This window comes from Polynucleobacter necessarius, assembly GCF_900096755.1.
In the GTDB taxonomy this organism is placed as follows: Bacteria; Pseudomonadota; Gammaproteobacteria; order Burkholderiales; family Burkholderiaceae; genus Polynucleobacter; species Polynucleobacter necessarius_K.
The window spans coordinates 415,416-439,836 of record NZ_LT615227.1 but is presented as its reverse complement, the minus strand read 5'-3'; the positions used below and the strand labels follow the sequence as shown (position 1 = coordinate 439,836).

The following is a 24,421-nucleotide window of genomic DNA, read 5'->3' as shown; positions in this document are numbered from 1 at the left end:
GGATCCGTTCTCATTATCAGCCTTGCATCAATCTAAATTGCATTAGACTGGCTGCTATGGAACAGATTCAATTTTGGATTGGCATCATTGCAACCATGGCGTTTGCGGTGACTGGCGTGCTCGCGATTGCGGATCGTGGCGTTGATCTCTTTGGTGTTTTGGTGCTTGGACTAATTACTGCCATTGGCGGGGGCACGATTCGCGACATCATTCTGGAGGCCCCGGTCTTTTGGTCTGAAAACCAGATCTATGTTTGGCTTGCATTGGGCGCAAGTATTTTGACCTTTGTAGCCGAATCCTTTTTTACCCAGCCGCAAATTTATCGCTGGATGATATATATCGACGGTTTTGGTGCAGCTCTCTTCGGAATTCGGGGGGCCGATAAAGCCTGGAGTATGGGTTATGGCTTACCGGTTGCCCCTGTCATTCTGGGTGTGATTACAGCGATTGGCGGTGGCTTGATACGAGATATTTTGGCGGGCAGAAAAACGCTCATCATGTCGCATGAACTTTATGCCGTTCCTGTGACCTTGGGTTGCTGTGCTTATGTATTGGTTTTGAACTTCTTGCCACAATATGCGCTTGAGGGATCTGCCTTTTGCATGCTGGCAATTTTTGGACTACGCGCAGCCGCTATTCATTGGGATCTGCGCGTACCCAAAATGTTTATTACTAAAACGCGCTAACTGCGCCATCGCTGCGGGGATCCCAGCCGCCGCCACGCAAGGTGCCAGAAGGATCGCGGATGATGCAGCCTGCATGACCAACGGTCTCATCAAACGCATCGAGCATTTCAATTTCATGACCTAACGCATGCAATTCTTTTGCGACCCAAGGGCTAAAGCGTGATTCCAATTTCAGACTGTCGCTTGTTTGCCCCCACGTTCTGCCTAAGAGCCAGCGCGGACGACTGATTGCATCTTGTGGGTCAAGGCCGTAAGTGGCAGTTCGGGTAAAGACTGCACATTGAGTTTGCGGTTGGCCATCACCACCCATCGTTCCGTAAACCATAGAGCGACCATCTTTGAATAAGGCCATCGCTGGGTTTAAGGTATGGAATGGTTTGCGATAGGGCTCTAGGTGATTGAGAGTTTTTGGATCCAGAGAGAAGCTGCATACTCGGTTCTGCCAATTGACTCCAGATTTGGGTAGAACAATACCGGCACCAAACTCGTGATGAATACTTTGAATGAAGGAGACGCAGTTACCGTCACCATCAATCACACCCATCCAAATGGTATCCGCTGGGCCTTTGCCTTGGACCCAAGGCAAAGCTTTATTAGGATCAATATTTTTTAGCTAGTTTTTTGAGGAACGCTGGCGATAAAAAAGACTGTGCATTCTTTGTCATATACGCCGGATCCGTCACAAATTGATCGCGAATCTTAAAAGCTTGCTTCGTGGCCTCAACGCAGTGATGAGCATACTCGGCGCTATCCACCTTAAAGCGTTTTAAGTTCAGTTGATCCAAGATGCCAATGATCATCAAGGAGACAACCCCTTGAGTTGGCGGAATCATGTTGTATACCTTGCCCAGGCTATGTTTGAGCTCTAGGGGGTCAATCAGTTTTGCGTGATGACGTTGAAGATCGTCAACTCTAAGTGGGCTACCAATATCTGCCAGCTCTTTACCGAGTAGGTTAGCAAGATCGCCGCGATAAAAATCGTTAGTTCCTTTTTCCGCAATTTGGCGTAAAGTTTTCGCAAGGCGCTCTTGTTTAAAGATGCTGCCAACCGCTGGCGCTTTACCATCCACTAAAAAAGTTTTGGCAAATCCTGGGATGAGGCCAAGCTCTTCACGTTTTTTTGCAGTCAAACTCGACTGGCTATAGGTGACCGGCACACCCGCCTGCGCGTAATGAATTGCATCTGCCAATAGACGAGAGAGTGGAATTTTGCCGCCCAAACCTTGTTTGGAAAGTTTGTGTGCAGCGCCCCAGCCTGAGATAGTTCCAGCGACCGTATTGGCTGCAACTGGACCGCGAAAAGGTATGGTCTTAGAAATGCCGCGTTCCGCATACCATTGTTTGGAAGCTAAACCTGCTGCTGCGCCACAGGCATCAATGCCGCCCATAGCCTTGCCTGGGGAGTGCACCACCCAGAAGGAGTCGCCGCCAATAGAGTTCATGTGTGGATACACCACGGCAATGGTTGCAGCTGCGGCCACCATTGCCTCGAGCGCATTACCACCCTCCCGAAGAACCGCTAAAGCCGATTCCGAAGCCAGGGAGTGCGGTGCAACCGCCATTCCTCTAATTCCCCATTTTTGTTGCATGGTTATTTCATCCTCATCCTCATCCTCAATATATAAGTGCCACCTTGCTATTAGACGCTAGGCTAAGACTTGTTGCATTAATGCCTCTAGATTCTAGATTTTTCGGGAAAACCCCGATCCTATTTGATGGGGAATTACCCTAAGTAGTGGATTTCTTTGAATTTTTTCAAAGCATAATCGACCCGTTGTTTTTTATTTAATAAAAATAGTTAGGAGCTACTGATGTCAACATCAACTAAAGCAGCCCCAATGACCGCGGAAGAACGCAAAGTTATTTTTGCTTCATCTTTAGGTACGGTTTTTGAGTGGTACGACTTTTATTTTTACGGTTCTTTGGCTGCCGTTATTGCCAAGCAGTTTTTCTCAGGCCTAGATGCAGGTTCAGCCTTCATTTTCGCTTTGTTAGCGTTTGCTGCTGGTTTCATCGTGCGTCCATTTGGCGCGTTGGTGTTCGGTCGCTTAGGCGATTTGATCGGACGTAAATATACGTTCTTGGTCACCATCCTCTTAATGGGTGGCGCAACTTTCATCGTGGGTATTCTGCCTAACTACGCAACTATCGGTGTTGCTGCTCCAGTTATCTTGATCGCATTGCGTATGCTTCAAGGTTTGGCTTTGGGCGGTGAATACGGTGGTGGTGCTACTTATGTTACAGAACATGCTCCTCATGGTCGTCGTGGTGCATACACAGCTTGGATTCAAACAACTGCTACTTTAGGCTTGTTCCTCTCCTTGCTCATGATTTTGTTCACACGTGAATTCACTGGTCCAGACTTTGATGTTTGGGGCTGGCGTATTCCTTTCATCCTTTCTATCGCATTGTTGGCGGTTTCTGTATGGATTCGTTTGTCCATGAATGAATCACCAGCTTTCAAGAAGATGAAAGAAGAAGGCAAATTATCTAAAGCTCCTTTGTCCGAGTCTTTCGGTCAATGGAAGAACTTGAAGATTGTTATCTTGGCATTGTTTGGTCTGGTTGCAGGTCAAGCGGTGGTTTGGTATACAGGTCAGTTCTACGCTTTGTTCTACCTCACACAAGTGTTGAAAGTAGATGCTAAGACTGCGAACTTGTTGATTGCTGCTTCATTGGTAATCGGCACACCATTCTTTGTGATCTTCGGTAGCTTGTCTGACAAGATCGGCCGTAAAGTGATCATCATGGGTGGTTTGTTATTGGCTGCAATCACTTACATCCCTAACACTCCAGTTTCAGTGTTCAATGCTTTGACACACTTTGCTAACCCAGCGTTGGAAAAGGCAATGGCAACTTCACCAGCAACGATTACTGCTGACGTGTAAGTGAATGTACATTCCAGTTCAACCCAACTGGTACAGCTAAGTTCACAAGTTCTTGCGATATCGCAAAACAAGTGATGGCGTCTCAATCTGCTAGTTACAGCACCATTGCTGGTCCTGCAGGCGGTCTTGCTGTTGTGAAGATTGGTGATACAGAAATCACTGGCTACACACCTGTAGGCATGGCTCCAGCTGATGCAAAAGCAAAAGATGCTGAGTTTAAAAAGCAAATTCGTGATGCGTTGAATGCTGCTGGCTAGCCAGCTAAAGCTGATCCATCACAAATCAACTACGTAGCTGTATTGCTCTTGTTGGTGTACTTGGTGATCTTGGTAACCATGGTTTATGGTCCAATCGCTGCGATGCTGGTTGAGATGTTCCCAACTCGTATTCGTTACACCTCTATGTCCTTGCCATACCACATTGGTAACGGTTGGTTCGGCGGCTTGTTGCCAACGATCTCCTTCGCCTTGGTAGCGCAAAACGGTAACATTTACTACGGTCTCTGGTACCCAATCATCATCGCTGCGATGACATTGGTAATCGGTACGCTGTTTGTACGTGAAACTAAAGACGTAGATATCTACGCACGTAACTAAGCATTTTTAGTCCGCATCAAATAAGAAACCCGATCAGAAATGGTCGGGTTTCTTATTCCCACAAATCCTTTTGATTGCGATTATTTAATAGCTTTTGATTTTGTTGGGCGATGGAGATTTCTCTAGAGCCGGGGATGACCGTAATGGCACTACCAGCATTCAATGTGCCTGTTTTTAAAACACGCAAATACCAGCCACTAAAGCCAGACTGCAGCATCGCTTTGCTTGCGCCTTTATAGCCCATGGCGGCATTAAATTTGAAGCAAGGTTCGCGTAGCTTTACAACGACAAATTCTAGTTCGCCAATTTGTAGTCGATCGCCAACGAATACTTCGGTTTCTACCAAACCTTCAATCGTGAAGTTCTCACCAATAGCGCCGTACTGTAGATCAACAGGCCTCTTGGTTTCGCGAGTTAGCAGCGCGTTCCAGAAAGCATAGTGTTCTGCTGGATAAGCGTAAATCGCTTTTTCTATTCCGCCATGTACAGAAAGATCAGCCTGTTCGTCACCCTTAACTCCAAGCAATCCAATTTCAACTAATTTGGGATTTTCTAGATTGCTAATGCTTGTCTTGCGAATCGCCGAGGCAACAGACTTGTAGTTGGGGTGATGGTTGCCAAACAAGGGCGTTACTATTCCCGCTGAAATAGAAAGAATTCTCATGAAGTGACAAGTTTTCTAGTAGCGACAGCGCGCTTCACTCTTATATTTGGTGAAATACACAATGAGATCTGCTTCTGACTTGTATTGGGTGTAGTAAATCACTGCGCGAGCATCGCCTTTGTATTTCGTATAGAACCAAACGCCAGGCTCGTTATCGCTGGAGTATTGGGTGTCATACACAATGCAGTTCGCCTCTGATTGGTACTTTGTGACATAGACTTTGGCATTGGCTTCTGATGGGTAATTGGTAACAAAGATTTGCGCGGCAGATGCGTGCATAGAAAAGCAGATGCTTATGAGGAGCAGGACTGGGCGCATGTAGAAAAATTGATTCATTATTCGGGAATATTACGCTTTCTGATTTTGTATGCATGGGTTCGGCTAATATGACCATCTCATCTAGCAAGAAAACTGTTTTTTATCCATCAGAGTGTTCTTGGCGTTTAGCTTTTGCGCACTCAGTCAAAATCTATATGCCAAGTGGGATGAAGAATGTGACATGACTACGAATGGCAAGGAAGAGTTAGTTTATTACTACAAGACGAATGAACAGGGTCAAAAGCTCGTCTTGGATAAAGTATGTAAAGCGCTTAATTTTTTATACGCCCTGACAGGCTCTATAAGCGGTCGATAAAGCAAATGAAGATTGATGGTGTGGTTGTGGATATCACTAGCGACCCCTTTTCTCGGTTCCCTGAGCAAACAGCCATTGTTTTTGAGAATAAGGATGAGGTCCTAAAAAAGCCCTTTTTGGCAAAAAAGATCGAATTTAATGTGCTCTATGGCCGAGAAGAGGCTATTAGCGTTTTTCAGATCAAATAAGTAGCAAATAAGGCCTTAGCCATCAAAAGGTTCATTCCTTTAGACAGATGGATTCCGATCATTTACAATAAATAGCGAGTTCGGCGAATTAGCTCAGCTGGTTAGAGCGACGGAATCATAATCCGCAGGTCCGGGGTTCAAATCCCTGATTCGCCACCAAATCTAAAGGCCATTGCCCACCGGCAGTGGCCTTTTTCTTAGGCTCGCTAGGCGCTTCGTATGAGTAAATTTTGGAACTTTATCTTTTTCCCCAGCTCGGTTGGTTTGCTTGTGTATTAGGTGCAGCCAATAAGCAGGTGCTGTGGGCGGTTCTTGGAACCATGGCCTATATAGCTTTCCATGTTTGGAACTTAGACCAACCCCGAAGATCATTGCGCCTATTGACGAGAGCACTCATCTATGGGGTTGTAGTCGATACCCTGATCGTGCATCTAGTAGGCTATTTAGATTTTCAAGATCCATGGCCCTCAGCCTATTTGTCGCCGGTTTGGATGTGGGTTCTTTGGGTTTTGGTGGCCACCACCATTAATGGTTCTCTATCTTGGCTGCGTGGCAGGCCAGTTTTGGGCGCTATTTGCGGTCCAATGTCTTATGAAGCCGGCATTCGAATGGGTGCTGGAGCGTGGCCTCCTGGAGGTCAAACCATTGGATTTATCTTAGTGGGCGTGGTCTGGGCTATAGCTATCCCCCTCTTTTTCTACTGGGATCGCACCCCAATCGAGCATGGCTTAGTAAAAAATCCGTAAATTCCATTAAAAAGTCGCTTGCCAAGAATACTGTTTTTATATACAGTAACTCCTAAGTTGTTAAACAGTAGATAAAACTTCGGGAAAAAGCCCAGTACATAGTGAAAAGGGAATAAAAAATGGCCTTGGATAATAAAAAGCAATCCGCCTCTTCAGAATTTGAAGGAATGAGTGGAGACAAACAAAAAGCATTAACTGCAGCGCTGGCACAAATTGAGAAACAGTTTGGCAAAGGTTCAATCATGAGATTGGGCGATGCCGAAATTAGTCAAGATATTCAGGTGGTTTCTAGCGGTTCACTCGGATTAGATATCGCTCTTGGAGTTGGCGGCCTTGCGCGTGGTCGCGTCATTGAGATCTACGGCCCAGAATCTTCAGGTAAAACAACATTGACCTTGCACGCGATTGCAGAAATGCAAAAGCTTGGTGGGACTTGCGCATTTATTGATGCTGAACATGCGTTGGATGTGCAGTACGCATCACGCCTCGGTGTTGATGTAAATAATTTGTTGATCTCCCAACCAGATACTGGTGAGCAAGCTTTAGAAATTGCGGATGCATTAGTGCGCTCAGGCTCGATTGATCTGATCGTGATCGACTCAGTTGCCGCTTTGGTTCCAAGGGCTGAGATCGAAGGCGATATGGGCGATTCTTTGCCAGGCTTGCAAGCACGTTTGATGAGCCAAGCCTTACGTAAGTTGACTGGTGCTATCAAGCGCACAAACACCACTGTGATCTTCATTAACCAAATTCGTATGAAGATTGGTGTGATGTTTGGATCCCCTGAAACCACTACTGGTGGTAATGCACTTAAGTTCTACGCTTCTATGCGCTTAGACATCCGTCGTATCGGTAGTATCAAAAAAGGCGATGAGGTTGTTGGTAATGAGACTCGCGTGAAGGTTGTGAAGAACAAAGTGTGTCCTCCGTTCCGCGAAGCTATCTTTGACATCATGTACGGTGCTGGCATTTCTAGAGAGGGCGAAATCATTGATATGGGCGTTGAAGCTGACCTCGTTGAAAAGTCAGGCTCTTGGTATAGCTACAACGGTGATCGTATTGGTCAAGGCAAAGATAATGTGCGCGAGTTCCTAAAAGAGAATCCAGCCATTGCCAAAGACATCGAAGTAAAGATTCGTGAGAAATTGGGTGTGAAGTCTGGTTCAGCAGTGGTTGCTGATGTGCTGAGCGAGGAAGAAGAAGTCGAATAAGTGCGTCGAATAATTCAATGTCAGAGTTAAGCAGCAATCAGAAGGTTAAACAAAGCCCGAGTCTCAAAGCTCGGGCTTTGCGCCTTTTGTCGCAGCGAGAATATAGCCGGAAGGGCTTGGCTGCCAAATTGGCTGAATCAGAGGCTAGATGGAGCAAGTTGGGCGGTGAGCAGGCAGAGCAAACTCCAGAGTCTAGGCTTTCTCAAATTGAGGTTGTTTTGGATGATTTTGAGGTCCGAGGATGGTTATCCGACGAGCGCTTTGCTGAGGCTTTGGTCCGTCGACGCAACGAGCGCTATGGCATGAGAAAGATTGCCGATGAGCTTGAAAGGGCTGGCGTGGATTCCAAGCGATCAGCTAAGTTGCTTGTGGCTTTAAAAGAGACTGAGTTTCAGCGGGCTTTTGATCTCTGGACCAGGAAATACGGTGTTCGCCCCCAGGATCAAAAGGAGAAAGCCAGGCAGTATCGGTTTTTAGCTTCCAAGGGATTTGGGTCCGATATCGTTGCTAAGGTAATAGGCGGGCAAACGCCTGATTAGGGCAATTACGGTTCAGAAAACGCCATTTGCGGCGTTGCAGCATGATAGACTTATGGAGTCGGTCAAGCCGTTCGCATTTATTCAAATTTATTTGGCATTTTTAGCCATTTCCAGAGTAAGTATGAGATTTGTGGCGACATCGGTTTTACTAATCCTCATCGCTTGCTAAAAAAGATACCGTTTCGGAGTAATTATGAAAATTCACGAGTACCAAGGCAAAGAACTTCTTCGCCAATTTAATGTGCCAGTTCCAAACGGCATTCCCGCATTCAGTGTTGATGAGGCAGTAAAAGCTGCTGAAAAACTCGGTGGCCCAGTATGGGTTGTTAAAGCGCAGATTCATGCTGGTGGACGCGGTAAGGGTGGCGGCGTGAAGTTGGCAAAGAGCATGGATGAAGTGAAGAAATACGCTTCTGAAATCTTGGGTATGCAACTCAAGACACATCAAACGGGTCCAGAAGGTCAAAAAGCAAATCGCCTCTTAATCGAAGACGGCGCTGACATCAAAAAAGAGTATTACTTCAGTATCGTTACAGACCGTGGAACACAGAAGAATGTAATCATGGCTTCTAGTGAAGGCGGCATGGATATTGAGGAAGTTGCCGAATCTCATCCAGAAAAAATTATCAAAGTATTTGTTAATCCAATGGTTGGTTTGACAGATGCTGACTGCGACATCGTTGCCAAAGGCATTGGCGTTCCAGAAGCGTCTATCCCGATGGCACGTGACGTTTTCAAAAACCTCTACAAGACTTATTGGGATACCGATGCTTCATTGGTTGAAATCAACCCATTGATTCTTGAAGGTAACGGCAAGATCAAGGCCTTGGACGCAAAGTTCAACTTTGATCCAAATGCATTGTTCCGTCATCCAGAAATCGTTGCTTACCGCGATATCGACGAAGAAGATGCTGCTGAAATCGAAGCTTCTAAATTTGACCTCGCTTACATCCCTCTAGACGGCAATATCGGCTGTTTAGTAAACGGTGCAGGTTTGGCAATGGCAACTATGGACACCATTAAGTTGTTTGGCGGCGAGCCAGCAAACTTCTTGGACGTTGGTGGTGGTGCTACAGCAGAAAAAGTAACTGAAGCATTCAAGATCATGTTGAAGAACAAGAGCGTTGAAGCGATTTTGGTTAACATTTTCGGCGGCATTATGCGTTGTGACGTGATCGCTGATGGTGTTGTGACTGCATGTAAAGCAGTAAACCTCACAGTTCCTTTGGTTGTGCGTATGAAGGGTACAAACGAAGAGTTGGGCAAGAAGATTCTTGCGGACTCTGGTTTGCCAATTATTAGCGCTGATTCAATGGCTGAAGCTGCTACTAAGGTAGTTGCTGCTGTTGCCAAAAACAAATAATCCAGGAATTTCAATATGTCTATTTTGATCAATAAAAACACCAAAGTCATTACACAAGGTATCACTGGTAAGACAGGTCAGTTCCATACTGAAAAATGTCAGGAATACGCAAACGGCAAGAATTGTTTCGTTGCTGGTGTAAATCCTAAAAAAGCAGGCGAGTCTATTTTTAACATTCCAATTTATGCAACTGTTAAAGAGGCAGCCCAGCAAACTGGCGCAACTACTTCTGTAATTTATGTTCCACCTCCTGGTGCTGCTGCTGCGATTTGGGAAGCTGTTGAAGCTGACCTCGACTTTGTTATCTGTATTGCTGAAGGCATTCCAGTGCGTGACATGCTTGAAGTACGTAACAAGATGCATGCAAAAGAAGCGGCTGGTGGCAAGAAGACTTTATTGCTCGGCCCTAACTGCCCAGGCATCATTACTCCTGATGAAATCAAGGTTGGCATCATGCCTGGTCATATTCATAAGAAGGGTCGTATTGGTGTGGTTAGCCGTTCCGGTACATTGACTTATGAAGCGGTTGGTCAGTTAACAGCTATTGGCTTAGGTCAGTCCACAGCAGTTGGTATTGGTGGCGACCCAATTAATGGCCTGAAGCACATCGACATCATGAGAATGTTTAATGAAGATCCAGAGACTGATGCTGTGATCATGATTGGCGAAATCGGTGGACCAGACGAGGCGGAAGCTGCTCGTTGGTGCAAAGACAATATGAAGAAGCCAGTAGTTGGCTTTATTGCTGGCGTAACAGCGCCTCCAGGTAAGCGTATGGGCCATGCTGGCGCATTGATTTCTGGTGGTGCCGATACAGCTGATGCCAAATTGGCTGTGATGGAAGAGTGTGGCTTCAAAGTCACAAAGAACCCATCAGAAATGGCTGCTTTGTTGAAAGCCATGTTGTAATTAGTGATTGGAAAAGGGTGCTGATAAAACAGCATCCTTTTTTGTAGTGCCTAGTAGTGAAAATAGCAGTTAAAACATAAAAAAACGTAGGGAGACATCATGGATTTTTTAGTATTTTCAGGACCAGCATTCTGGGCCGCTCTTTTATCAATTATTGTTGCGAATATTTTGCTGTCAGGCGATAACGCTGTTGTGATTGCATTGGCATCACGTAATTTGCCACCAGTCCAGCAAAAGAAGGCTATCTTTTGGGGTAGCGCTGCAGCGATTATTTCGCGTGTAGTTCTAACCATTACAGCCGTTCAGTTGTTGACGCTGCCTTATCTCAAAATCATTGGAGCAATTTTGCTTCTTTACATTGGTGTTCAGCTCTTAGCCGATAGCGGTGAAGAAGAAGATATGCATGCGCATCCAAATATTTGGGGTGCAATTCGTACGATTTTGGTCGCAGACTTAGTAATGAGCTTGGATAACGTTTTGGCTGTGGCAGCTGCCGCTCAAAAGGGTCCAGAGGAAACTCGCTTGTTATTGCTCATCATTGGCTTGGGCTTATCCATCCCATTGATTATTTTTGGTAGTGCCTTGCTATTAAAAGTAATGGATCGATTCCCGATCATCATTACTTTAGGCGCAGGCCTATTGGGCTTGTTGGCTGGTGGAATGTTGGTAGAAGATCCGGCAATTAAAGAGTCGATGCAGGCTGCTTTTGAAGATGCGCATATGATTTTTGAGGGAATTGGAGTTGCTATTGTGCTGTTGGTTGGCACTTATCTCAAAAAGAAGCAGAAGCATAAAGAAGCGGCGTAATTACTCCGCATCAAATCAGAAAAGGCGGCCTTTAAAGCCGGCTTTTTTGCTTCCGACTTCCTTGTGCGCTAAGGGTATAGACTGGAAGATGGGGTATTTAACCTCAGGAGCCAAAATACATGCAGAACTCAAAACAACATCATCTGGAACAAGATCAAGAGGCTGGATTTACGCTGATTGAAGTAATGGTTGTAGTAGCCATTATTGGAATCTTGGTAGCAGTAGCAGTTCCTCAGTATCAGGATTATATTGCACGTAGTCGAGTGGTGGAAGGTATGAACTTGTCTTCTAGCGCAAAGCTAGCGGTTACCGAAGCATTTGCTAGTCGAGGTACCGTACCAATGGATGACGCTACTAATGGGGCTTTTACATTTACACCAACACGCAGCGTGAAGTTAATTGAAATCACACCATCTGGTGCTATTGCCATTGACTATCAGGTGAGCGTAGCCCCAGAGGGCAAAAACACGCTTCATCTAGTCCCTACTAACGAGCCGGATGCGAATTCACCCAAGCCTATTGATTTGTCTAAACCAGAGGGCGCTACTTGGGCTGGCGGTTGGTCTTGCAGATCTAGCGAAACTAATCTGATTTCTCAGCTCTTGCCATCTGAATGCAGAATTAGTAAATAAAGACTGATGAAAGTCATGGGTTTAAAGTTTTGATTTAAATGCATTGACACCATTAACGGCTTAGATCGCTGGCGGATACATGCTATAAAATACATTCATGAATTCCCAGCTCCAAAAAATAATGCTTCAGCAAGCAATACAAGCCTTTCAGGGCGGGAATTATGCAAGCGCTGACTTAATTTTAAAAAGAGTCATTCAGGTTGATTCAAAAAATTTGCCTGCATTGCACGTGCTGGGATTAATCAAGGCTTCACAAAACAACTATAAGGAAGCTGCGGATTTATTGCTGAGGGCTGCTCGCATTTGTCCGGATGATGCCTCCATTCAATACAATTTAGCTAAAGCCTTGTCCGATTCAGGGCGCAATAGAGAGGCTGTTGCTCACCACAAAAAAGCGGTTGAGCTGAATCCAAATAATCCAGAGGCATGGCTTAATTACGGTAAGACTGCATCGAGTTTAGGAAGATGCGAAGATGCTTTGTCATACTATGAAAAGGCGCTGGGTCTCGTCTCAAGCCTGACTACGCTGAAGCTGCCATAAATAAAGGCGCAACTCTAAAAGAGCTTGGTCGTTATGAAGGGGCTATCGAGTTTGCTGAGCAGCCATAGCCATCAATCTCTCACGAGGCATGGTCAAACAAGGGTGTTTCTCTGCAAGAGCTAAGGCGCTATGAAGAGGCGTTAATTCATTTTGACAAGGCTATCGGCCTTAAGTCGAATTATTACGAAGCATTGACCAATAAAGCTGTTGCCTTACAAGAGCTCAAACGTTTTGATGAAGCGCTTGCCTGTTACGACAAGGCGCTTAGCATTAACCCCGAATATCACGAGGCTACCTGGAATAAAAGCCTTTCGCTGTTATTGCAGGGTGATTTTGAGAATGGCTTGCCACTCTATGAAAGTAGATGGAAATCCGATAAGCGGAGCGTAAGCGCTGGTAAGCGAACTTTTGATAAGCCAACCTGGTTGGGCATTGAATCCCTTAAAGATAAAACCATTTTGATCTATGGGGAGCAGGGCTTCGGTGATTACATTCAATTTTGTAGGTATGTTCAATTGGTTGCTGATTTAGGTGCCAGGGTCGTATTAGAAGTTCCGCTTCCTCTGGTGGGCTTAATGCGTTCTTTGAAGGGCGTCGCCCAGTTAGTTGCCCCAGGGGGATGCGCTTCCAGCTTTTGACTACCAATGCCCTTTATTGAGTTTGCCGCTAGCCTTGAAAACAACTCTATTAAATATTCCTTGGGATGGGCCTTGCTTAGCGGCTGATGCCAATAATGTGTCTGAATGGAAGCTCAAGCTGGGCGAGAGTAAAAAGATACGAGTTGGCTTAGCTTGGAGTAGCACCTCCTTGTTTGAGGGGGATGCCAATAGAAGTCTCAGGCTTGCAGACTTTGTAAAGTCATTACCGGATGAGGGATTTGAGCACGTTTGTTTGCAAAAAGAATTAAAGGAATGCGATAAAGAATTTTTTGCAAACTATCAAAATATTCGCTTCTTCGGTGATGAGCTGAATGACTTTAGTGACACTGCAGCATTAATTGAATGTCTAGATTTGGTTGTGAGTACATGCACCAGCATTCCGCACTTGAGTGCGGCGTTAAATAAAAAGACTTGGATTCTTTTGTCTTATTTAGCGGATTGGCGCTGGCTTACAAATCGAAATGACAGCCCATGGTACCCCTCATTATGTCTCTATAGGCAGCCCACGATGGGTGATTGGGACAGCGTTCTCGAGAAAGTTAAGTTAGATCTAGAGAAGCTTCGCTAATTATTTATCTAGTAAATAGAGTTACTTAGGGCGCAAGCCAATCGCTCGGAATATTAGCGGCGTAATCAATTCCCTTGGGAAGGCTGCTAACACCTATTAATTCACCATATCGATCGCCAACAAATCCTTTTTCAATATTGGTGTAGGGCATCAAAAGCTCAATCGGCTTGTTGGCAAAATTAATGTCGTAATCATGCCTGCCGAATTTCAAAAACTTTTTAATCTGATCTTCGCAAATAATTTGTATGCAGTTTTCAGGTAAATTTTGACTTGGGCAGTAAAGGCTTGTCCACCCTGTGTTGAGTTGATTAATGTGGGTCGTTAATCTCTCAGAGAATATAAAGCTATCACTTTCAATATGAATAATTTTATTGAAGTTATATTGCTTGGCCCAAATGCTTGCGAAGGTATAGCTTCTGTACCATCCAGGGTAATTTAAAAGACTACTTCTTCCCAGGCGTGAATTAAAGTGAAAAGTGCACATTCACTTTTCACCACATCGGGTAGATCTGGCTCCTTGCATATACTTAGATCACTCCAGTCAGGCAAAACAGGACTGCCATCATCAATGATTAATATCTGTCCGCTCTAAAGAACTCTTTTTAACAAAGTCCAACCATTTTTTATATCTTTGAGTCCATTGAGCATCATTTTCAGCATAGGACGTGCAAAAAATGAGAGTTTTATTTGTATTCATAACCTTACGGTGGCATTCAAAATTTTTGATTTGGCAGTACGGTAAGGCTAAGAAGTCTTACCCTCACTAATCTTACCGCCACTGTTTCAAGTGGCTTCACATTCCCCATTACTATCCCTCGGTCTAATACTTTACAGACACCATAAATTATGAGGGGTATTGAAATTCATTCCCCTGCGGGATTGATAGCTCAAATCTTGAGGTTTGCCTGGACAAAGATTAACACAAGAATGTGGGGTTTCTATTGCCGGATTTTGTCCAGAATAATTATGTTTGGGAAATTTTGAATTAGTGGGATTACTGAATGGAAAAAAGCTTTGGAATAAAGCTGGTTAGATATTGCGGTGAGGTGACGGTGTAATTTGTGGATTACCAGCTCTAATATCCTCTAGAGTGCATGCTGGAGTAAATAAATAGGCACCATACATCCTGTTGTCATCTAAGTGGGGCGTCTGATTGGAGTGAACATGCGTATTTTTAATGTCCAGACGGGGGTTGAAGACAGCAAAACCCGTACTGAAAAGGATTTCTGAGAATCTGACTTCACAGCCCGGCAGCCCCAATGGAATATCGCATTGATGAATCACGCTTTTGTGAATTGGTTGCGAAAGCATTGCCCATACATCCTGCGTGCACCATGGGAAGTCTGCAAGTATTCCGTTTTTTTTCGTATCTACTTAGAGCAATCAAAGTTTTTTCTTTGATAAGGCTATCAAGAGACAGAATATCTTTATCTAGCTTGATATCGGTATTCGTAAGCACAACGAGAGAACCATAGTTACTGGGATCCTTTACTACGTTAATATAGTCGCTGTAAGTAATTCGGCTATGGGTTGATACGTTTTTTATATTTTGACCGTGAAAAATAGGATCGACAGAATCGTTGTAAATAATTACCTCATCAAATCCAATGGCTAAATTATGGTTAATGCAGTCAGTTAGCTCTTGCTTTCGAGCTATATCTTTGCAATCAAACCACTGAAACATCAATGTTTTTTTCATCTGAATGAATTTGTCTTAAGGGACGGAATATAAAATGTATAGTACTAGAAAATATTCCGAAGCCAATAAATGGGCTGATAAAAAATACTTATTGTTGGTGTTATTAGAAATGGTGAAAACACTATTGCGCCTGAGATTTATAGTCTTCAAAATGCATTTAGTGATTTTTCAGAAATACATTGGCTAATTATTGAATCTGACAGCAGCGACAATACAATTAAAAAATTGTCTGAGTTAAGTCAAGATGTTAAAAATTTCCACTATAAGTCTGCTGGCGCATTGTCCGAGAAGATGCCTTTGCGTACCCAGCGCCTTGCATTTTGCCGAAACATTTATCTCGATGAAATAAGAAATAATTCAACTTACAGTGATTTTGACTATGTTGCTGTGGCTGACTTAGATGGGGTAAATAACCTTCTGACGAAAGAAGGTATCTACTCTTGTTTTGAGAGAGATATCTGGGATGTATGCACGGCAAATCAGCGTGGAAATTACTATGATATTTGGGCACTTCGTCACCCTATCTGGCGTCCGGGAGACTGCTGGGAGCAGTTTAGGTATTTGAACCGGTTTGCAAAAAATCCGGAAGATAGCGCCAATCTACTTTATGCAGCCGTATATTCAAAAATGATTGTCATTCCTATGGATGCGGAGTGGATTGAGGTTTCGTCTGCATTTGGTGGCTTGGCAATCTACAAGCGCGAGACACTCCTTGATAGTAATTCTAAGTATGTAGGCTTAAATAGTGAAGGGGTAGAAATTGTTGACCATGCCTCTTTGCATTTGGGGATTGTTCAGAATGGATACAAAATATTCATCAATCCAAAGCTTATTAACACTGATTTTACTGAGCACTCAATAAGATTTAAGCCCCAAGAAAAACGTTTGCTTTATGTTTGATGTCTCGATCATGGTGCGAGTTCCTAATGTGTTAATTAAATTTCAATAAATGTGATGAATTCTCATCTTCTTGACTTAGGCGGCTTATTTTTTGGTTTATCTATTTGGCTCTTGAGCTTTATTGGATGGGGGATTCTTACAAAAAATATTATTGGGCTTAACCATAGGCTCAAATTCTCAGATGCTTGGCTGGGGCTTGTTACTGCGATTTTGCTGGTTGAGGCTTGCAATATTTGGGTCCCAATAGATTGAAAGGTTTCCGTTCTATTTTTGATGATAGGGCTATTGAGTTTTATTAAGAGTAATCCTAGCCATCAAGTTCTAAAGTTGAAGTCGTTTCTTGGCGTAAACCCAATTCCATCTTTAATCGGATTTGTAATACTTTTGGTGGTGGGCTCTTTGGCTTTGACTGCTCCTGCGAACTATGATTCAGGCCTTTATCATTTTCAAAGCATTAGGTGGCTTAATGAATTTCCTGTAGTGCTAGGACTGGGAAATGTACATGGGCGATTAGGATTTAATCAGGCCTATTTTAGTTTTGTAGGGCTATTAAATTTCTTTCCATTTTTCAACAGGGGTTATGCATTGGGCGGCCTATTGATGCTAGTAATTTCTGCTGCCACTCTTATGGAGGCTCGCCTAAAAGATATTAGGGGCGGCTGGTGGTTAAATATTTGGATTTTTGTAGCATTTATTGGGGTGTCTAATACGGCCTCACCAAGTCCGGATATCGCGGTAACTCTCGTTGAGTCTTGCATTTTTATATTTCTATTGCAAATATATTCTAGAAAATTCCAGACTGTTGATGATGTTGCCTCCAATGTGGCAATGGTGCTTTTGTTATCTTGTTTAGTGGTAACCCCGTAAAAGTTAGTGCTGCGGTTTTTGCCTTAATGTCGATAATAATTGTTTTGCCAGCGCTTGTTAAAGATTTTCATCAGAATAAAAAAATATATCTCAATTCATTTCTGCTGGGAGGTTCCCTCGTTGGGGTGCATCTCCTTAGAGGATTTTTGAATTCTGGGCTTGCGATCTATCCAAGTACCCTTGGAGCAATGTGGGATCTTGACTGGGCTGTATCTTATGAGCAAGTAAAGAACGAGGCGGATTGGATATATAGCTGGGCAAGGACGCCAAATAAAATTCCTAGTGAAGTGTTGGATTCATGGGCCTGGTTTCCGGATTGGGGGGTGCGTCTACTCAAGGAGCATTGGCGATACGTATATGGCTGTTTAATACTGACGGCATTGAATTTAATGGCCTTACTATTTAAAAAACAACGAGTAGAAAAAGATTTATATGTCCTATATGTTCCCCTCTTGGCTGGCATGCTGTTTTGGTTCATTACCGCGTCTAATTGGCGCTTCTTCGGCGCCATCCCTCAGCTATATGTAGCCTTATCTGGATTCATATTGGTTAGATATTTCACCCCCACTGGAGTTGCTCGCTATATTGAGAGGTTGCCTGTCTATTTGATCCCTCTTTTTTTTGGCGCAATAGTTCTGTTGCTGATGATTCAAAAGGCGGATTTGAAAAATTTGCCATTCCAGCGGTCGAAACTAAGGAGGAGGTAACCTCGTCTGGATTGAGAGTTTTTGTGCCTAAATTGGGAAACCAGTGTTGGGATTCACCTCTCCCATGCACCCCTTACTTTAATCAAGAGCTTAGGCTTGGGGGTCAAGGGGTTGGGAGTAAAAATATAGATGATGGGTTTAGTCACAAAAAATAATTCATACATAATTCTCTTGATTAATTAGAAAGTTAAAAATGCGCTTATCTATCATCATCCCCTGTTTCAATGAATTAACTACTATTGATGCAATTATCGAAGCTGTAAATGCTGCCCCCTATCCTGATAAGGAAATTATTATCGTAGACGATTATTCTACCGATGGGACGCGCGAAAAATTAAAATCCACTATTGAGCATTCTGGCAAAGTTCACCAAGTCCTCTACCATGACATCAATCAAGGCAAAGGTGCCGCATTAAGAACTGGGATAGCTGCTGCCACTGGAGATTTGGTCATTATTCAAGACGCAGGTATGGAATATGATCCAAATGAGTATCCTCGTCTGGTGGAACCTATTTTAAAGAATCGGGCTGATGTGGTTTTTGGGTCTCGATTTCTAGGTGGCGACGCACATCGTGTACTTTATTTTTGGCATCGAGTTGGCAACGGCATGCTTACTTTAATGTCCAATATGTTCACCAATCTCAACCTATCCGATATGGAAACTTGCTACAAAGTATTTCGCAGAGAGATTATTCAAAGTATTCCAAGCGAAGAAAATCGCTTTGGTTTTGAGCCTGAAATTACTGCCAAAGTATCTAAATTAAACTGCCACATTATATGAAGTGGGCATTTCGTACTATGGCCGTACCTATGACGAAGATAAGAAGATAGGTTGGAGAGACGGATTTCGTGCGATTTATTGCATTTTGAAATACAACCTCCGCTGATACGATTAATTTATTTTTCAGTATAGCGGCCGTTATTGAGGTTTACTTCCCCGCCTTCCACTCACCACTCTTGCCGCCACTCTTCTCTAAGAGTTTCACATCACCCATCACCATCCCTCGATCTACTGCTTTGCACATATCGTAGATTGTGAGTAGGGCAACTTGGACTGCAGTGAGGGCTTCCATTTCAACGCCAGTAGGCCCGGTAGTTTCTGCTTTAACTTGGCAGGTGACACTACTTTCTTTAGGGTTGAGCCTAAATTCTAGGCCGACATGAGTCAGGGCCAGCGGGTGACAAAGCGGAATGAGGTCTGATGTTTTCTTGGACGCTTGAATCCCTGCAATTCGGGCAATACCTAAGACATCACCTTTTTTGTGGGTCCCGGCTTCAACCATTTTGAAGGTTTCGGGTAACATCGAAATCGTACCTGTAGCAACTGCAACTCTATGAGTATTGGGCTTATCGCCAACATTTACCATGTGGGCTTATCGCCAACATTTACCATGTGGGCTTGGCCGCTGGCATCAAAATGGGTTAGTTTGTTCATAGGATTAGTTTTACCATATAGGCATGCAAGACATAAAGTCAGTTAAAAAACCCTCTTTTTTACAGCGCCTATTGGCTGTGCAGCTGATGTTTGCCTTAAGTTGTGCGGGTATTACGCCTGCCTTTGCAGCCTCAGCTGCTGGCGATGTTACGGTTGATGGTAACTCTGCTGCAATTCAAAATATTGGCAGAGCAATGCAATCGCCTGATGCTCGCTCGTCAAAGCTGCCAACACGTAATACTCTCCAAGTCCAGCCAAATATTGTCTTGCCCGATATGGGTGACCCAGGCGGGGATACTCTAAGTAGGGTGGATGAGCGCAAGTATGGCGAGATGATCATGCGTCAGATACGGCCTGATCCAGAATATTCCAACGACTTGCCGTTATATGACTATCTCAATCAAATGGAGCGCCGTTTATTACAAGCTGCTAAAAAATTACAGCTTGGGGGTGCGAATGAGCAGGGTAGCGGGGCTTATAACTTTGAAGTGTTTGCAGTTAAAGACAGCGGCATCAATGCGTTTGCATTGCCTGGTGGTTTCATTGGCTTTAATACTGGATTGATTGTTAGTGCTGAGTCAGACTCTGAGGTGGCTTCAGTCATGGGGCATGAAACTGGTCACGTCCTGCAAAGACATTTAGCGCGCCAAATGGATAAACAGGCTACCAACACCATGATTGCACTTGCGGGCATGGTGCTTGGTGCCTTAGCGATGTCACGCAATCCATCTGCGGGCGCGGGCCTCATACAGGGCGGTCAGGCAGCAGCAGTAAATAATCAACTTTCTTATTCAAGGGATGCGGAGCGAGAAGCGGATCGCATTGGATTCCAGATTTTGGATGCCAGTGGATATGATGTAAATGGTGCCCCAGGATTTTTTCAGCGCCTTCAAAAAATCACAGGCGTTATGGATAAGGGCGTACCAGCTTATGTCCGAACTCACCCATTAACGACCGATCGTATTGCAGACATGCAAGATAGAGTGCGCACGATTATTCCCTCGCGTAATGTATCTACTGCTATTGAGTTTTATTTTATTAAGGCTAGAGCGCGAATGGAGCAATCTGGCACATCTAGTGGCATGTACGATTTAAAAAATACCTTTGAGAGTCTCAGTAAGCAAGCGCCTATTGGTAAACAAATGGAAGGTTTTTATGGCCTTGCTCTCGTTGCTCAGCGCCAAGGGAAAATAGACCAAGCCGAAACTTACCTGCAGCAAGCTCGCAATTTGGCTCAGACCGCTAGTGCGCCCGGTTCTCTGATTCAAAGACAAAGTCTCTCACTTGATATCACCGCTTCCGAATTAGCTTTGGCTAAAGGCAAAGGTGAGGAAGCCTTACAGATTGCTCAGGCAACCTTACGGGCCTTCCCGCAGTCCTATGCTGCTGGTGCTGCAATGATCAATGCTGATCTTAGGCTAGGTCGAACCAATGATGCGATTACATGGCTTAAGGCACGCACCAGATCGCAGCCGAATGAAATTGTTTGGTGGGAATTGCTTTCTAAATCTTATGATCAAGCCAAAAATATTCCGATGCGACATTACGCCCTTGGAGAAAAGTATGCTCTTGAGGGTGCTTGGCCTTCAGCGATTGAGCAACTCAAGATCGCGCGCTCAGCGGGCGGTGCAGATTACTATCAAGGATCTAGTATTGATGCTCGTCTTCGTGAAATGCAAAGACAGTATCAAGATGAGCTCAGGGAGCAGGGCAAGCAAATGCCTGGCTAAGTCTGGCCGCTTGGATTTGGTGTAGCTATAAAATGAAATTGCGCGGCAAGTTCATCCGAGTGAATCGGGTCTAGGGGTAATTGCCTGTCATGCCAATTCCAGGAGCCACCAAAACTACAAGCCTCCTCACGTAAAGTCGCCAACTCAGAAAAGTGATCTAAATCGTGATCATGCAGCAGGGCGACGGTGAGATTTTTGTGCTGGGTAAATGAATGACTTACGCGGTCTTGATAAGTTGTTTGATCAACTTGCCCAACAATATAAATGTTACCGTTCTCATCGCTTAATGCGCCGCTTGGTTCAATGCGGCTGCGACATTGTGTCATCAGTTTCAGACCCTCGTCGGAGGGGGTAATTCGGGCAATCCAAGGCGTGGCATCTAAAGTGACAAAAACCCTTTGCGGACCATTTTGAAAAAAATATCTTCCCAGGGAGTCGCAGGAATAATTTCTGGAGATATATTCCTTAAAAGCCAGATGCTCTATGACTTGGCCTGGCAATTTATTTGCTTGTGTGAACTCATCACGCATCCGCCATTGGCCGCGACGATCTAAAGCAAGCCAACCAAAACAATCAGGCACATTTGGCCACTTTGCTAGTGACCGCAGTACTTGTTCATCCATATCTGTTGTAGTTAATGCAGGCCGTGTGGCGTAGAGGGGGCGTCAAATGTATCTTCAGTTGAGCGACTGGCATGAAGATGGGCAATTCTCCACCCTTGACTGTCTTGTAGAAGAACGAGTGTGATGCTGAGAAAAAACTCAGCCTCAATTTGATCTGCTCTGAGGTGCACTGCCTCAGTGGTGTCGTATACCGCAGCGCCTAAAACGGAGTGGCTGATACAGGCAATGGGTTCTAGGAATAAAGGTTGTTTGGCTAACAGTCTCTCCAGACCATCACGAATTTCAGCGTGACCACTTAAGCGATGCCCTTCTGGAAGAACGCAAGTAATCGAATCATCATCAAGCCAAATATCTAAGGCGCTCTTAACATCGCGATGACGTAAGGCATCGCGCCAGGCCTCTACAACATCATCAGCATTGTGAAAAAGTCTGACAAGTTTTGGCATGGCTTACATTCCTTGAATGACTATTGCAAGCTATTGAGTGTAGCTAAAACTTGCTCTGGGAGGATATCTTTTAGGCACTTCAAGTGACCTAGTGGGCACTCTCTCTTATGGCATGGACTGCACGGAAAATTTAGCCAAATGATCTTGGCCTCTTCCGATAGAGGCGGGGTGTGTGACGGATCGCTGGATCCAAAGATGGCCACTTGTGGTGTTTTAAGGGCTGCGGCAATGTGCATTAATCCAGAGTCATTGCTGATCACTGCCTTGCTTAGACCAATCAAGGCGATGGCTTCATCAAGCGAAGTATTGCCGCACCAGTTATGAAGCTTGCTTGAGTTGGGAGCCTGGGAGAGGATCTCTTGAGCTAGCGCGAAGTCACTTTTGCTGCCAAGCAAGATGACGTGATTATCTGAATTGTTGGCGATTAGGGATTGAGCAAGCTTTGCAAAGTGCTCTGTAGGCCAGCGCTTTGTAGGTCCATATTCAGCACCTGGACACATTACGTAAACTGAACCAGTGATATTCGCTGCCGCTAAATTTTTTTCTACAACTCTCTTTGCGAGAGCGGAAACATTTAATGTTGGCACCGGCTTGTCAGCTGGCATTTTTTCAGAATGATCGCTGAGTAGTTGGTTTAGTGCAAGGTAGTGATCAACCATTGGTGGTCGGTTTACTTTGCTTGGGTTGTCTAGCGAAAGATTGATTAGTCCATAACGCAGTTCACCGCGGTAACCAATGCGAAATGGAATATTTGCTAACCATGGAATGAGTGCGGACTTAAAGCTATTGGGCAAGACAAAACAAGCTTGATAGTTTTTCGCCGCCAATTCTTGCGCGAGTTGTTTGCGCATACCCCATTGCAATTTCTTGTGCTCAAATTTGACTTCAATAACTTCATGAACTTCTGAGCAGGCGCGATAAATCGGCGCAACCCAACTGCTAGCTAGAACATCAATTTTTGATTCTGGATAAAGTGCTTTGAGGCTTGCCAGTAAAGGCTGCGTCATTACCGCATCCCCAATCCAGTTTGGGGCAATGATCAGAATACTGCGCATGAGATGTATCCCGACTCAGCGCCCCTGAGGGCGCTGATAAGGCTTAGTGACCGTGTGGTTCGGTACCCGGAATCAGCTTATATTCAGTGCCGCAATATGGACACTTCGCTTCCCCGGTTTTAGTGATATCTAGAAAGACGCGTGGATGCGAATTCCAGGCTGGAGTTTTATTGGTGGGGCAATGCAGCGGCAAATCTTTACCATCCACCATTGTTACTTGAGCTTGAGTCATATCTCTTTTCCTAATTACTTAACGTAAGTAAGCCACGCTTTGTATTTGCTATCTCTGCCGTAGACGGCATCAAAATAAGTCTTCTGAATTTTTTCAGTAATAGGGCCACGCTTGCCATCGCCAATTGTGCGATCGTCGAGTTCGCGAATTGGCGTTACTTCAGCAGCGGTACCAGTGAAGAAGGCTTCATCAGCGGAATACACTTCATCGCGAGTAATGCGCTTCTCACGAACTTCGTAGCCAAGATCTTTTGCAATCTGCATGACTGAGTCACGCGTGATGCCATCAAGACAAGAGGCAAGATCAGGTGTGTAAACGATGCCATTACGAACCATGAAAAGGTTTTCACCAGAGCCTTCAGAAACATAGCCTTCTGTATCGAGCGATAAAGCTTCGTCATATCCGTTTGCAGTTACTTCTTGATTGGCCAAAATCGAATTAATGTAATAGCCAGATGCTTTTGCGCGAACGAGTGAGGAATTTACAAAATGGCGTGTAAAAGAGGAGGTTTTTACGCGGATGCCCTTATTTAGGCCGTCTTCACCCAGATAAGCACCCCATTCCCAGGCCGCAATAGCCGTATGAATGCTGTTACCTTTTGGGGAAATCCCAAGCTTTTGGGAGCCAATAAAAATGATGGGGCGAATGTAGCAAGATTCCAGCTTATTGCTGTTAACCACCTCAATAATGCCTTTGGTGATCTCTTCCTGGCTGTAAGGCATATTCATTTGGAATATCTTGGTTCCATTGAAAAGGCGCTTTACGTGCTCCTGGAGGCGGAAAATGGCTGTGCCCTGGGGGGTTTTGTAGGCTCGAATACCCTCAAAAACGCCCATTCCGTAGTGGAGACTATGGGTTAGGACGTGAACATTGGCCTCACGCCAGGGAATCAGCTTCCCATCGGACCAAATAAAGCCATCGTGGTCGGACATCGACATTTTCTCTACCTTTTTATATCTATTAAACCGGGTTAATCGGGGCGCTAGGCTAGGGGTTTATTCATTCTGGGGCCAAATTGCGTCCAAGTCTCTATCTCTATTGTAGAGCAGGCAGCGCAGTCAGATCGGCCCATTCCATTGGTTTTGGTGGCCCAGAG

At 44.6% G+C, this 24,421-nt stretch carries 27 protein-coding genes, 1 tRNA gene and 3 pseudogenes; 20 read left to right on the top strand and 11 right to left on the bottom strand.

All coding sequences use genetic code 11. From position 1 onward, the window contains the following. Positions 1-56 precede the first annotated feature (56 nt). Positions 57-686 carry a trimeric intracellular cation channel family protein gene (locus DXE27_RS02230; protein ID WP_128112736.1) on the top strand — a complete coding sequence of 210 codons (630 nt, stop codon included), beginning with the start codon at positions 57-59 and terminating at the stop codon, positions 684-686. On the opposite strand, the pseudogene DXE27_RS02225 reads toward DXE27_RS02230, so the two are convergent. Beyond that, positions 673-2,248, bottom strand: a pseudogene (locus DXE27_RS02225) (gamma-glutamyltransferase family protein). The gene DXE27_RS02230 and the pseudogene DXE27_RS02225 overlap by 14 nt on opposite strands. 249 nt (positions 2,249-2,497) lie before the next feature. Here DXE27_RS02225 and DXE27_RS02220 point away from each other — a divergent pair. Continuing rightward, positions 2,498-4,170 (top strand): annotated as a pseudogene (locus DXE27_RS02220) (MFS transporter). A 52-nt stretch (positions 4,171-4,222) separates the two neighbouring features. On the opposite strand, the gene DXE27_RS02215 reads toward DXE27_RS02220, so the two are convergent. Then, a complete protein-coding gene (locus DXE27_RS02215) occupies positions 4,223-4,834 on the bottom strand; it encodes an MOSC domain-containing protein (protein WP_128112735.1) in 612 nt (203 codons plus the stop codon). A 15-nt stretch (positions 4,835-4,849) separates the two neighbouring features. After that, the gene (locus DXE27_RS02210; protein ID WP_128112734.1) at positions 4,850-5,113 is read right to left on the bottom strand and encodes a 7(1) septoil knot domain-containing protein; all 264 of its coding nucleotides are present in this window, start codon (positions 5,111-5,113) and stop codon (positions 4,850-4,852) included. A gap of 157 nt (positions 5,114-5,270) precedes the next feature. On the opposite strand from DXE27_RS02210, the gene DXE27_RS09045 reads away from it, so the two are divergent. The 13 genes from DXE27_RS09045 to DXE27_RS02150 all read left to right on the top strand — a co-directional run bounded on the left by DXE27_RS09045 (position 5,271) and on the right by DXE27_RS02150 (position 13,631). Then, entirely contained in the window at positions 5,271-5,468 is a 198-nt protein-coding gene (locus DXE27_RS09045) for a hypothetical protein (protein ID WP_197712283.1), read from the top strand. 5 nt (positions 5,469-5,473) lie between these two features. After that, positions 5,474-5,656 (top strand): hypothetical protein, encoded by a 183-nt coding sequence (locus DXE27_RS09040; protein WP_197712282.1) that lies wholly within the window; start codon positions 5,474-5,476, stop codon positions 5,654-5,656. A gap of 82 nt (positions 5,657-5,738) precedes the next feature. After that, positions 5,739-5,815, top strand: a tRNA-Met gene (locus DXE27_RS02200). Positions 5,816-5,886: 71 nt separating this feature from the next. Further along, on the top strand, positions 5,887-6,402 hold the full coding sequence (locus tag DXE27_RS02195) for a DUF2878 domain-containing protein (RefSeq protein WP_197712281.1): 516 nt from the start codon (positions 5,887-5,889) through the stop codon (positions 6,400-6,402). Positions 6,403-6,527: 125 nt separating this feature from the next. Beyond that, on the top strand, positions 6,528-7,613 hold the full coding sequence (recA, locus tag DXE27_RS02190) for a recombinase RecA (protein ID WP_415064458.1): 1,086 nt from the start codon (positions 6,528-6,530) through the stop codon (positions 7,611-7,613). Between the two features lie 17 nt (positions 7,614-7,630). Next, positions 7,631-8,152 (top strand): recombination regulator RecX, encoded by a 522-nt coding sequence (gene recX / locus DXE27_RS02185; RefSeq protein WP_128112732.1) that lies wholly within the window; start codon positions 7,631-7,633, stop codon positions 8,150-8,152. Positions 8,153-8,345: 193 nt separating this feature from the next. Next, the gene (gene sucC / locus DXE27_RS02180; protein WP_128112731.1) at positions 8,346-9,515 is read left to right on the top strand and encodes an ADP-forming succinate--CoA ligase subunit beta; all 1,170 of its coding nucleotides are present in this window, start codon (positions 8,346-8,348) and stop codon (positions 9,513-9,515) included. Positions 9,516-9,530: 15 nt separating this feature from the next. Continuing rightward, a complete protein-coding gene (gene sucD, locus DXE27_RS02175) occupies positions 9,531-10,424 on the top strand; it encodes a succinate--CoA ligase subunit alpha (RefSeq protein ID WP_128112730.1) in 894 nt (297 codons plus the stop codon). A gap of 99 nt (positions 10,425-10,523) precedes the next feature. Further along, positions 10,524-11,231 (top strand): TerC family protein, encoded by a 708-nt coding sequence (locus DXE27_RS02170; protein ID WP_128112729.1) that lies wholly within the window; start codon positions 10,524-10,526, stop codon positions 11,229-11,231. Between the two features lie 119 nt (positions 11,232-11,350). Continuing rightward, complete coding sequence (locus DXE27_RS02165; RefSeq protein WP_128112728.1) at positions 11,351-11,863, top strand: pilin; 513 nt, start codon at positions 11,351-11,353, stop codon at positions 11,861-11,863. A 97-nt stretch (positions 11,864-11,960) separates the two neighbouring features. Next, positions 11,961-12,404 carry a tetratricopeptide repeat protein gene (locus DXE27_RS02160; RefSeq protein ID WP_128112727.1) on the top strand — a complete coding sequence of 148 codons (444 nt, stop codon included), beginning with the start codon at positions 11,961-11,963 and terminating at the stop codon, positions 12,402-12,404. 74 nt (positions 12,405-12,478) lie between these two features. Further along, positions 12,479-13,042, top strand: coding sequence for a tetratricopeptide repeat protein (locus DXE27_RS02155; RefSeq protein WP_128112726.1), 564 nt, complete (start codon positions 12,479-12,481; stop codon positions 13,040-13,042). Between the two features lie 34 nt (positions 13,043-13,076). Then, positions 13,077-13,631, top strand: a complete 555-nt coding sequence (locus tag DXE27_RS02150; RefSeq protein ID WP_128112725.1) for a hypothetical protein — start codon at positions 13,077-13,079, stop codon at positions 13,629-13,631. A 25-nt stretch (positions 13,632-13,656) separates the two neighbouring features. Here the strand turns inward: DXE27_RS02150 and DXE27_RS02145 are convergent, their stop codons facing one another. Then, on the bottom strand, positions 13,657-13,842 hold the full coding sequence (locus DXE27_RS02145; protein WP_128112724.1) for a hypothetical protein: 186 nt from the start codon (positions 13,840-13,842) through the stop codon (positions 13,657-13,659). 1,029 nt (positions 13,843-14,871) lie between these two features. Continuing rightward, positions 14,872-15,330: a hypothetical protein gene (locus DXE27_RS02140; RefSeq protein ID WP_128112723.1), complete on the bottom strand. Its 459-nt coding sequence runs from the start codon at positions 15,328-15,330 to the stop codon at positions 14,872-14,874. Positions 15,331-15,555: 225 nt separating this feature from the next. On the opposite strand from DXE27_RS02140, the gene DXE27_RS02135 reads away from it, so the two are divergent. From DXE27_RS02135 to DXE27_RS02120, 4 genes are all read left to right on the top strand, one after another. Beyond that, the gene (locus DXE27_RS02135; protein ID WP_128112722.1) at positions 15,556-16,230 is read left to right on the top strand and encodes a hypothetical protein; all 675 of its coding nucleotides are present in this window, start codon (positions 15,556-15,558) and stop codon (positions 16,228-16,230) included. Between the two features lie 285 nt (positions 16,231-16,515). Next, a complete protein-coding gene (locus DXE27_RS02130) occupies positions 16,516-17,097 on the top strand; it encodes an LIC_10190 family membrane protein (protein WP_128112721.1) in 582 nt (193 codons plus the stop codon). Further along, positions 17,076-17,804, top strand: a complete 729-nt coding sequence (locus tag DXE27_RS02125; protein WP_128112720.1) for a hypothetical protein — start codon at positions 17,076-17,078, stop codon at positions 17,802-17,804. Before DXE27_RS02130 ends, DXE27_RS02125 begins: the two co-directional genes overlap by 22 nt. Before the next feature lie 193 nt (positions 17,805-17,997). Next, positions 17,998-18,585, top strand: coding sequence for a glycosyltransferase family 2 protein (locus DXE27_RS02120; RefSeq protein ID WP_197712280.1), 588 nt, complete (start codon positions 17,998-18,000; stop codon positions 18,583-18,585). Between the two features lie 148 nt (positions 18,586-18,733). On the opposite strand, the pseudogene moaC reads toward DXE27_RS02120, so the two are convergent. Next, positions 18,734-19,239, bottom strand: a pseudogene (moaC, locus tag DXE27_RS02115) (cyclic pyranopterin monophosphate synthase MoaC). A 23-nt stretch (positions 19,240-19,262) separates the two neighbouring features. On the opposite strand from moaC, the gene DXE27_RS02110 reads away from it, so the two are divergent. Beyond that, complete coding sequence (locus tag DXE27_RS02110) at positions 19,263-20,969, top strand: M48 family metalloprotease (protein ID WP_128112719.1); 1,707 nt, start codon at positions 19,263-19,265, stop codon at positions 20,967-20,969. Here DXE27_RS02110 and DXE27_RS02105 read toward each other — a convergent pair. From DXE27_RS02105 to DXE27_RS02085, 5 genes are read right to left on the bottom strand one after another with little or no spacing between them, the layout of a single operon-like run. After that, a complete protein-coding gene (locus tag DXE27_RS02105; protein ID WP_128112718.1) occupies positions 20,966-21,592 on the bottom strand; it encodes a DUF2946 family protein in 627 nt (208 codons plus the stop codon). The two genes, DXE27_RS02110 and DXE27_RS02105, sit on opposite strands and share 4 nt — an antisense overlap. 11 nt (positions 21,593-21,603) lie before the next feature. Then, positions 21,604-22,038 carry a nuclear transport factor 2 family protein gene (locus tag DXE27_RS02100; RefSeq protein WP_128112717.1) on the bottom strand — a complete coding sequence of 145 codons (435 nt, stop codon included), beginning with the start codon at positions 22,036-22,038 and terminating at the stop codon, positions 21,604-21,606. Between the two features lie 20 nt (positions 22,039-22,058). Continuing rightward, on the bottom strand, positions 22,059-23,093 hold the full coding sequence (gene waaF / locus DXE27_RS02095; protein WP_128112716.1) for a lipopolysaccharide heptosyltransferase II: 1,035 nt from the start codon (positions 23,091-23,093) through the stop codon (positions 22,059-22,061). Between the two features lie 43 nt (positions 23,094-23,136). Further along, on the bottom strand, positions 23,137-23,325 hold the full coding sequence (locus DXE27_RS02090) for a zinc-finger domain-containing protein (RefSeq protein ID WP_128112715.1): 189 nt from the start codon (positions 23,323-23,325) through the stop codon (positions 23,137-23,139). Positions 23,326-23,339: 14 nt separating this feature from the next. Further along, entirely contained in the window at positions 23,340-24,263 is a 924-nt protein-coding gene (locus DXE27_RS02085; protein ID WP_128112714.1) for a branched-chain amino acid transaminase, read from the bottom strand. Between the last annotated feature and the right edge of the window lie 158 nt (positions 24,264-24,421).

Excerpts from the sequence above, each read along its gene's own strand:
- sucC (WP_128112731.1), top strand. The coding sequence starts at position 8,346 with ATGAAAATTCACGAGTACCAAGGCAAAGAACTTCTTCGCCAATTTAAT.
- DXE27_RS02160 (WP_128112727.1), top strand. The coding sequence starts at position 11,961 with ATGAATTCCCAGCTCCAAAAAATAATGCTTCAGCAAGCAATACAAGCC.
- DXE27_RS02210 (WP_128112734.1), bottom strand. The coding sequence starts at position 5,113 with ATGCACGCATCTGCCGCGCAAATCTTTGTTACCAATTACCCATCAGAA.
- DXE27_RS02215 (WP_128112735.1), bottom strand. The coding sequence starts at position 4,834 with ATGAGAATTCTTTCTATTTCAGCGGGAATAGTAACGCCCTTGTTTGGC.
- DXE27_RS02100 (WP_128112717.1), bottom strand. The coding sequence starts at position 22,038 with ATGCCAAAACTTGTCAGACTTTTTCACAATGCTGATGATGTTGTAGAG.
- DXE27_RS02230 (WP_128112736.1), top strand. The coding sequence starts at position 57 with ATGGAACAGATTCAATTTTGGATTGGCATCATTGCAACCATGGCGTTT.
- DXE27_RS02165 (WP_128112728.1), top strand. The coding sequence starts at position 11,351 with ATGCAGAACTCAAAACAACATCATCTGGAACAAGATCAAGAGGCTGGA.
- sucD (WP_128112730.1), top strand. The coding sequence starts at position 9,531 with ATGTCTATTTTGATCAATAAAAACACCAAAGTCATTACACAAGGTATC.
- DXE27_RS02120 (WP_197712280.1), top strand. The coding sequence starts at position 17,998 with ATGCGCTTATCTATCATCATCCCCTGTTTCAATGAATTAACTACTATT.
- DXE27_RS02140 (WP_128112723.1), bottom strand. The coding sequence starts at position 15,330 with ATGAAAAAAACATTGATGTTTCAGTGGTTTGATTGCAAAGATATAGCT.
- waaF (WP_128112716.1), bottom strand. The coding sequence starts at position 23,093 with ATGCGCAGTATTCTGATCATTGCCCCAAACTGGATTGGGGATGCGGTA.
- DXE27_RS02090 (WP_128112715.1), bottom strand. The coding sequence starts at position 23,325 with ATGACTCAAGCTCAAGTAACAATGGTGGATGGTAAAGATTTGCCGCTG.
- DXE27_RS02085 (WP_128112714.1), bottom strand. The coding sequence starts at position 24,263 with ATGTCGATGTCCGACCACGATGGCTTTATTTGGTCCGATGGGAAGCTG.
- DXE27_RS02105 (WP_128112718.1), bottom strand. The coding sequence starts at position 21,592 with ATGGATGAACAAGTACTGCGGTCACTAGCAAAGTGGCCAAATGTGCCT.
- DXE27_RS09040 (WP_197712282.1), top strand. The coding sequence starts at position 5,474 with ATGAAGATTGATGGTGTGGTTGTGGATATCACTAGCGACCCCTTTTCT.
- DXE27_RS02110 (WP_128112719.1), top strand. The coding sequence starts at position 19,263 with ATGCAAGACATAAAGTCAGTTAAAAAACCCTCTTTTTTACAGCGCCTA.
- recX (WP_128112732.1), top strand. The coding sequence starts at position 7,631 with ATGTCAGAGTTAAGCAGCAATCAGAAGGTTAAACAAAGCCCGAGTCTC.
- DXE27_RS02170 (WP_128112729.1), top strand. The coding sequence starts at position 10,524 with ATGGATTTTTTAGTATTTTCAGGACCAGCATTCTGGGCCGCTCTTTTA.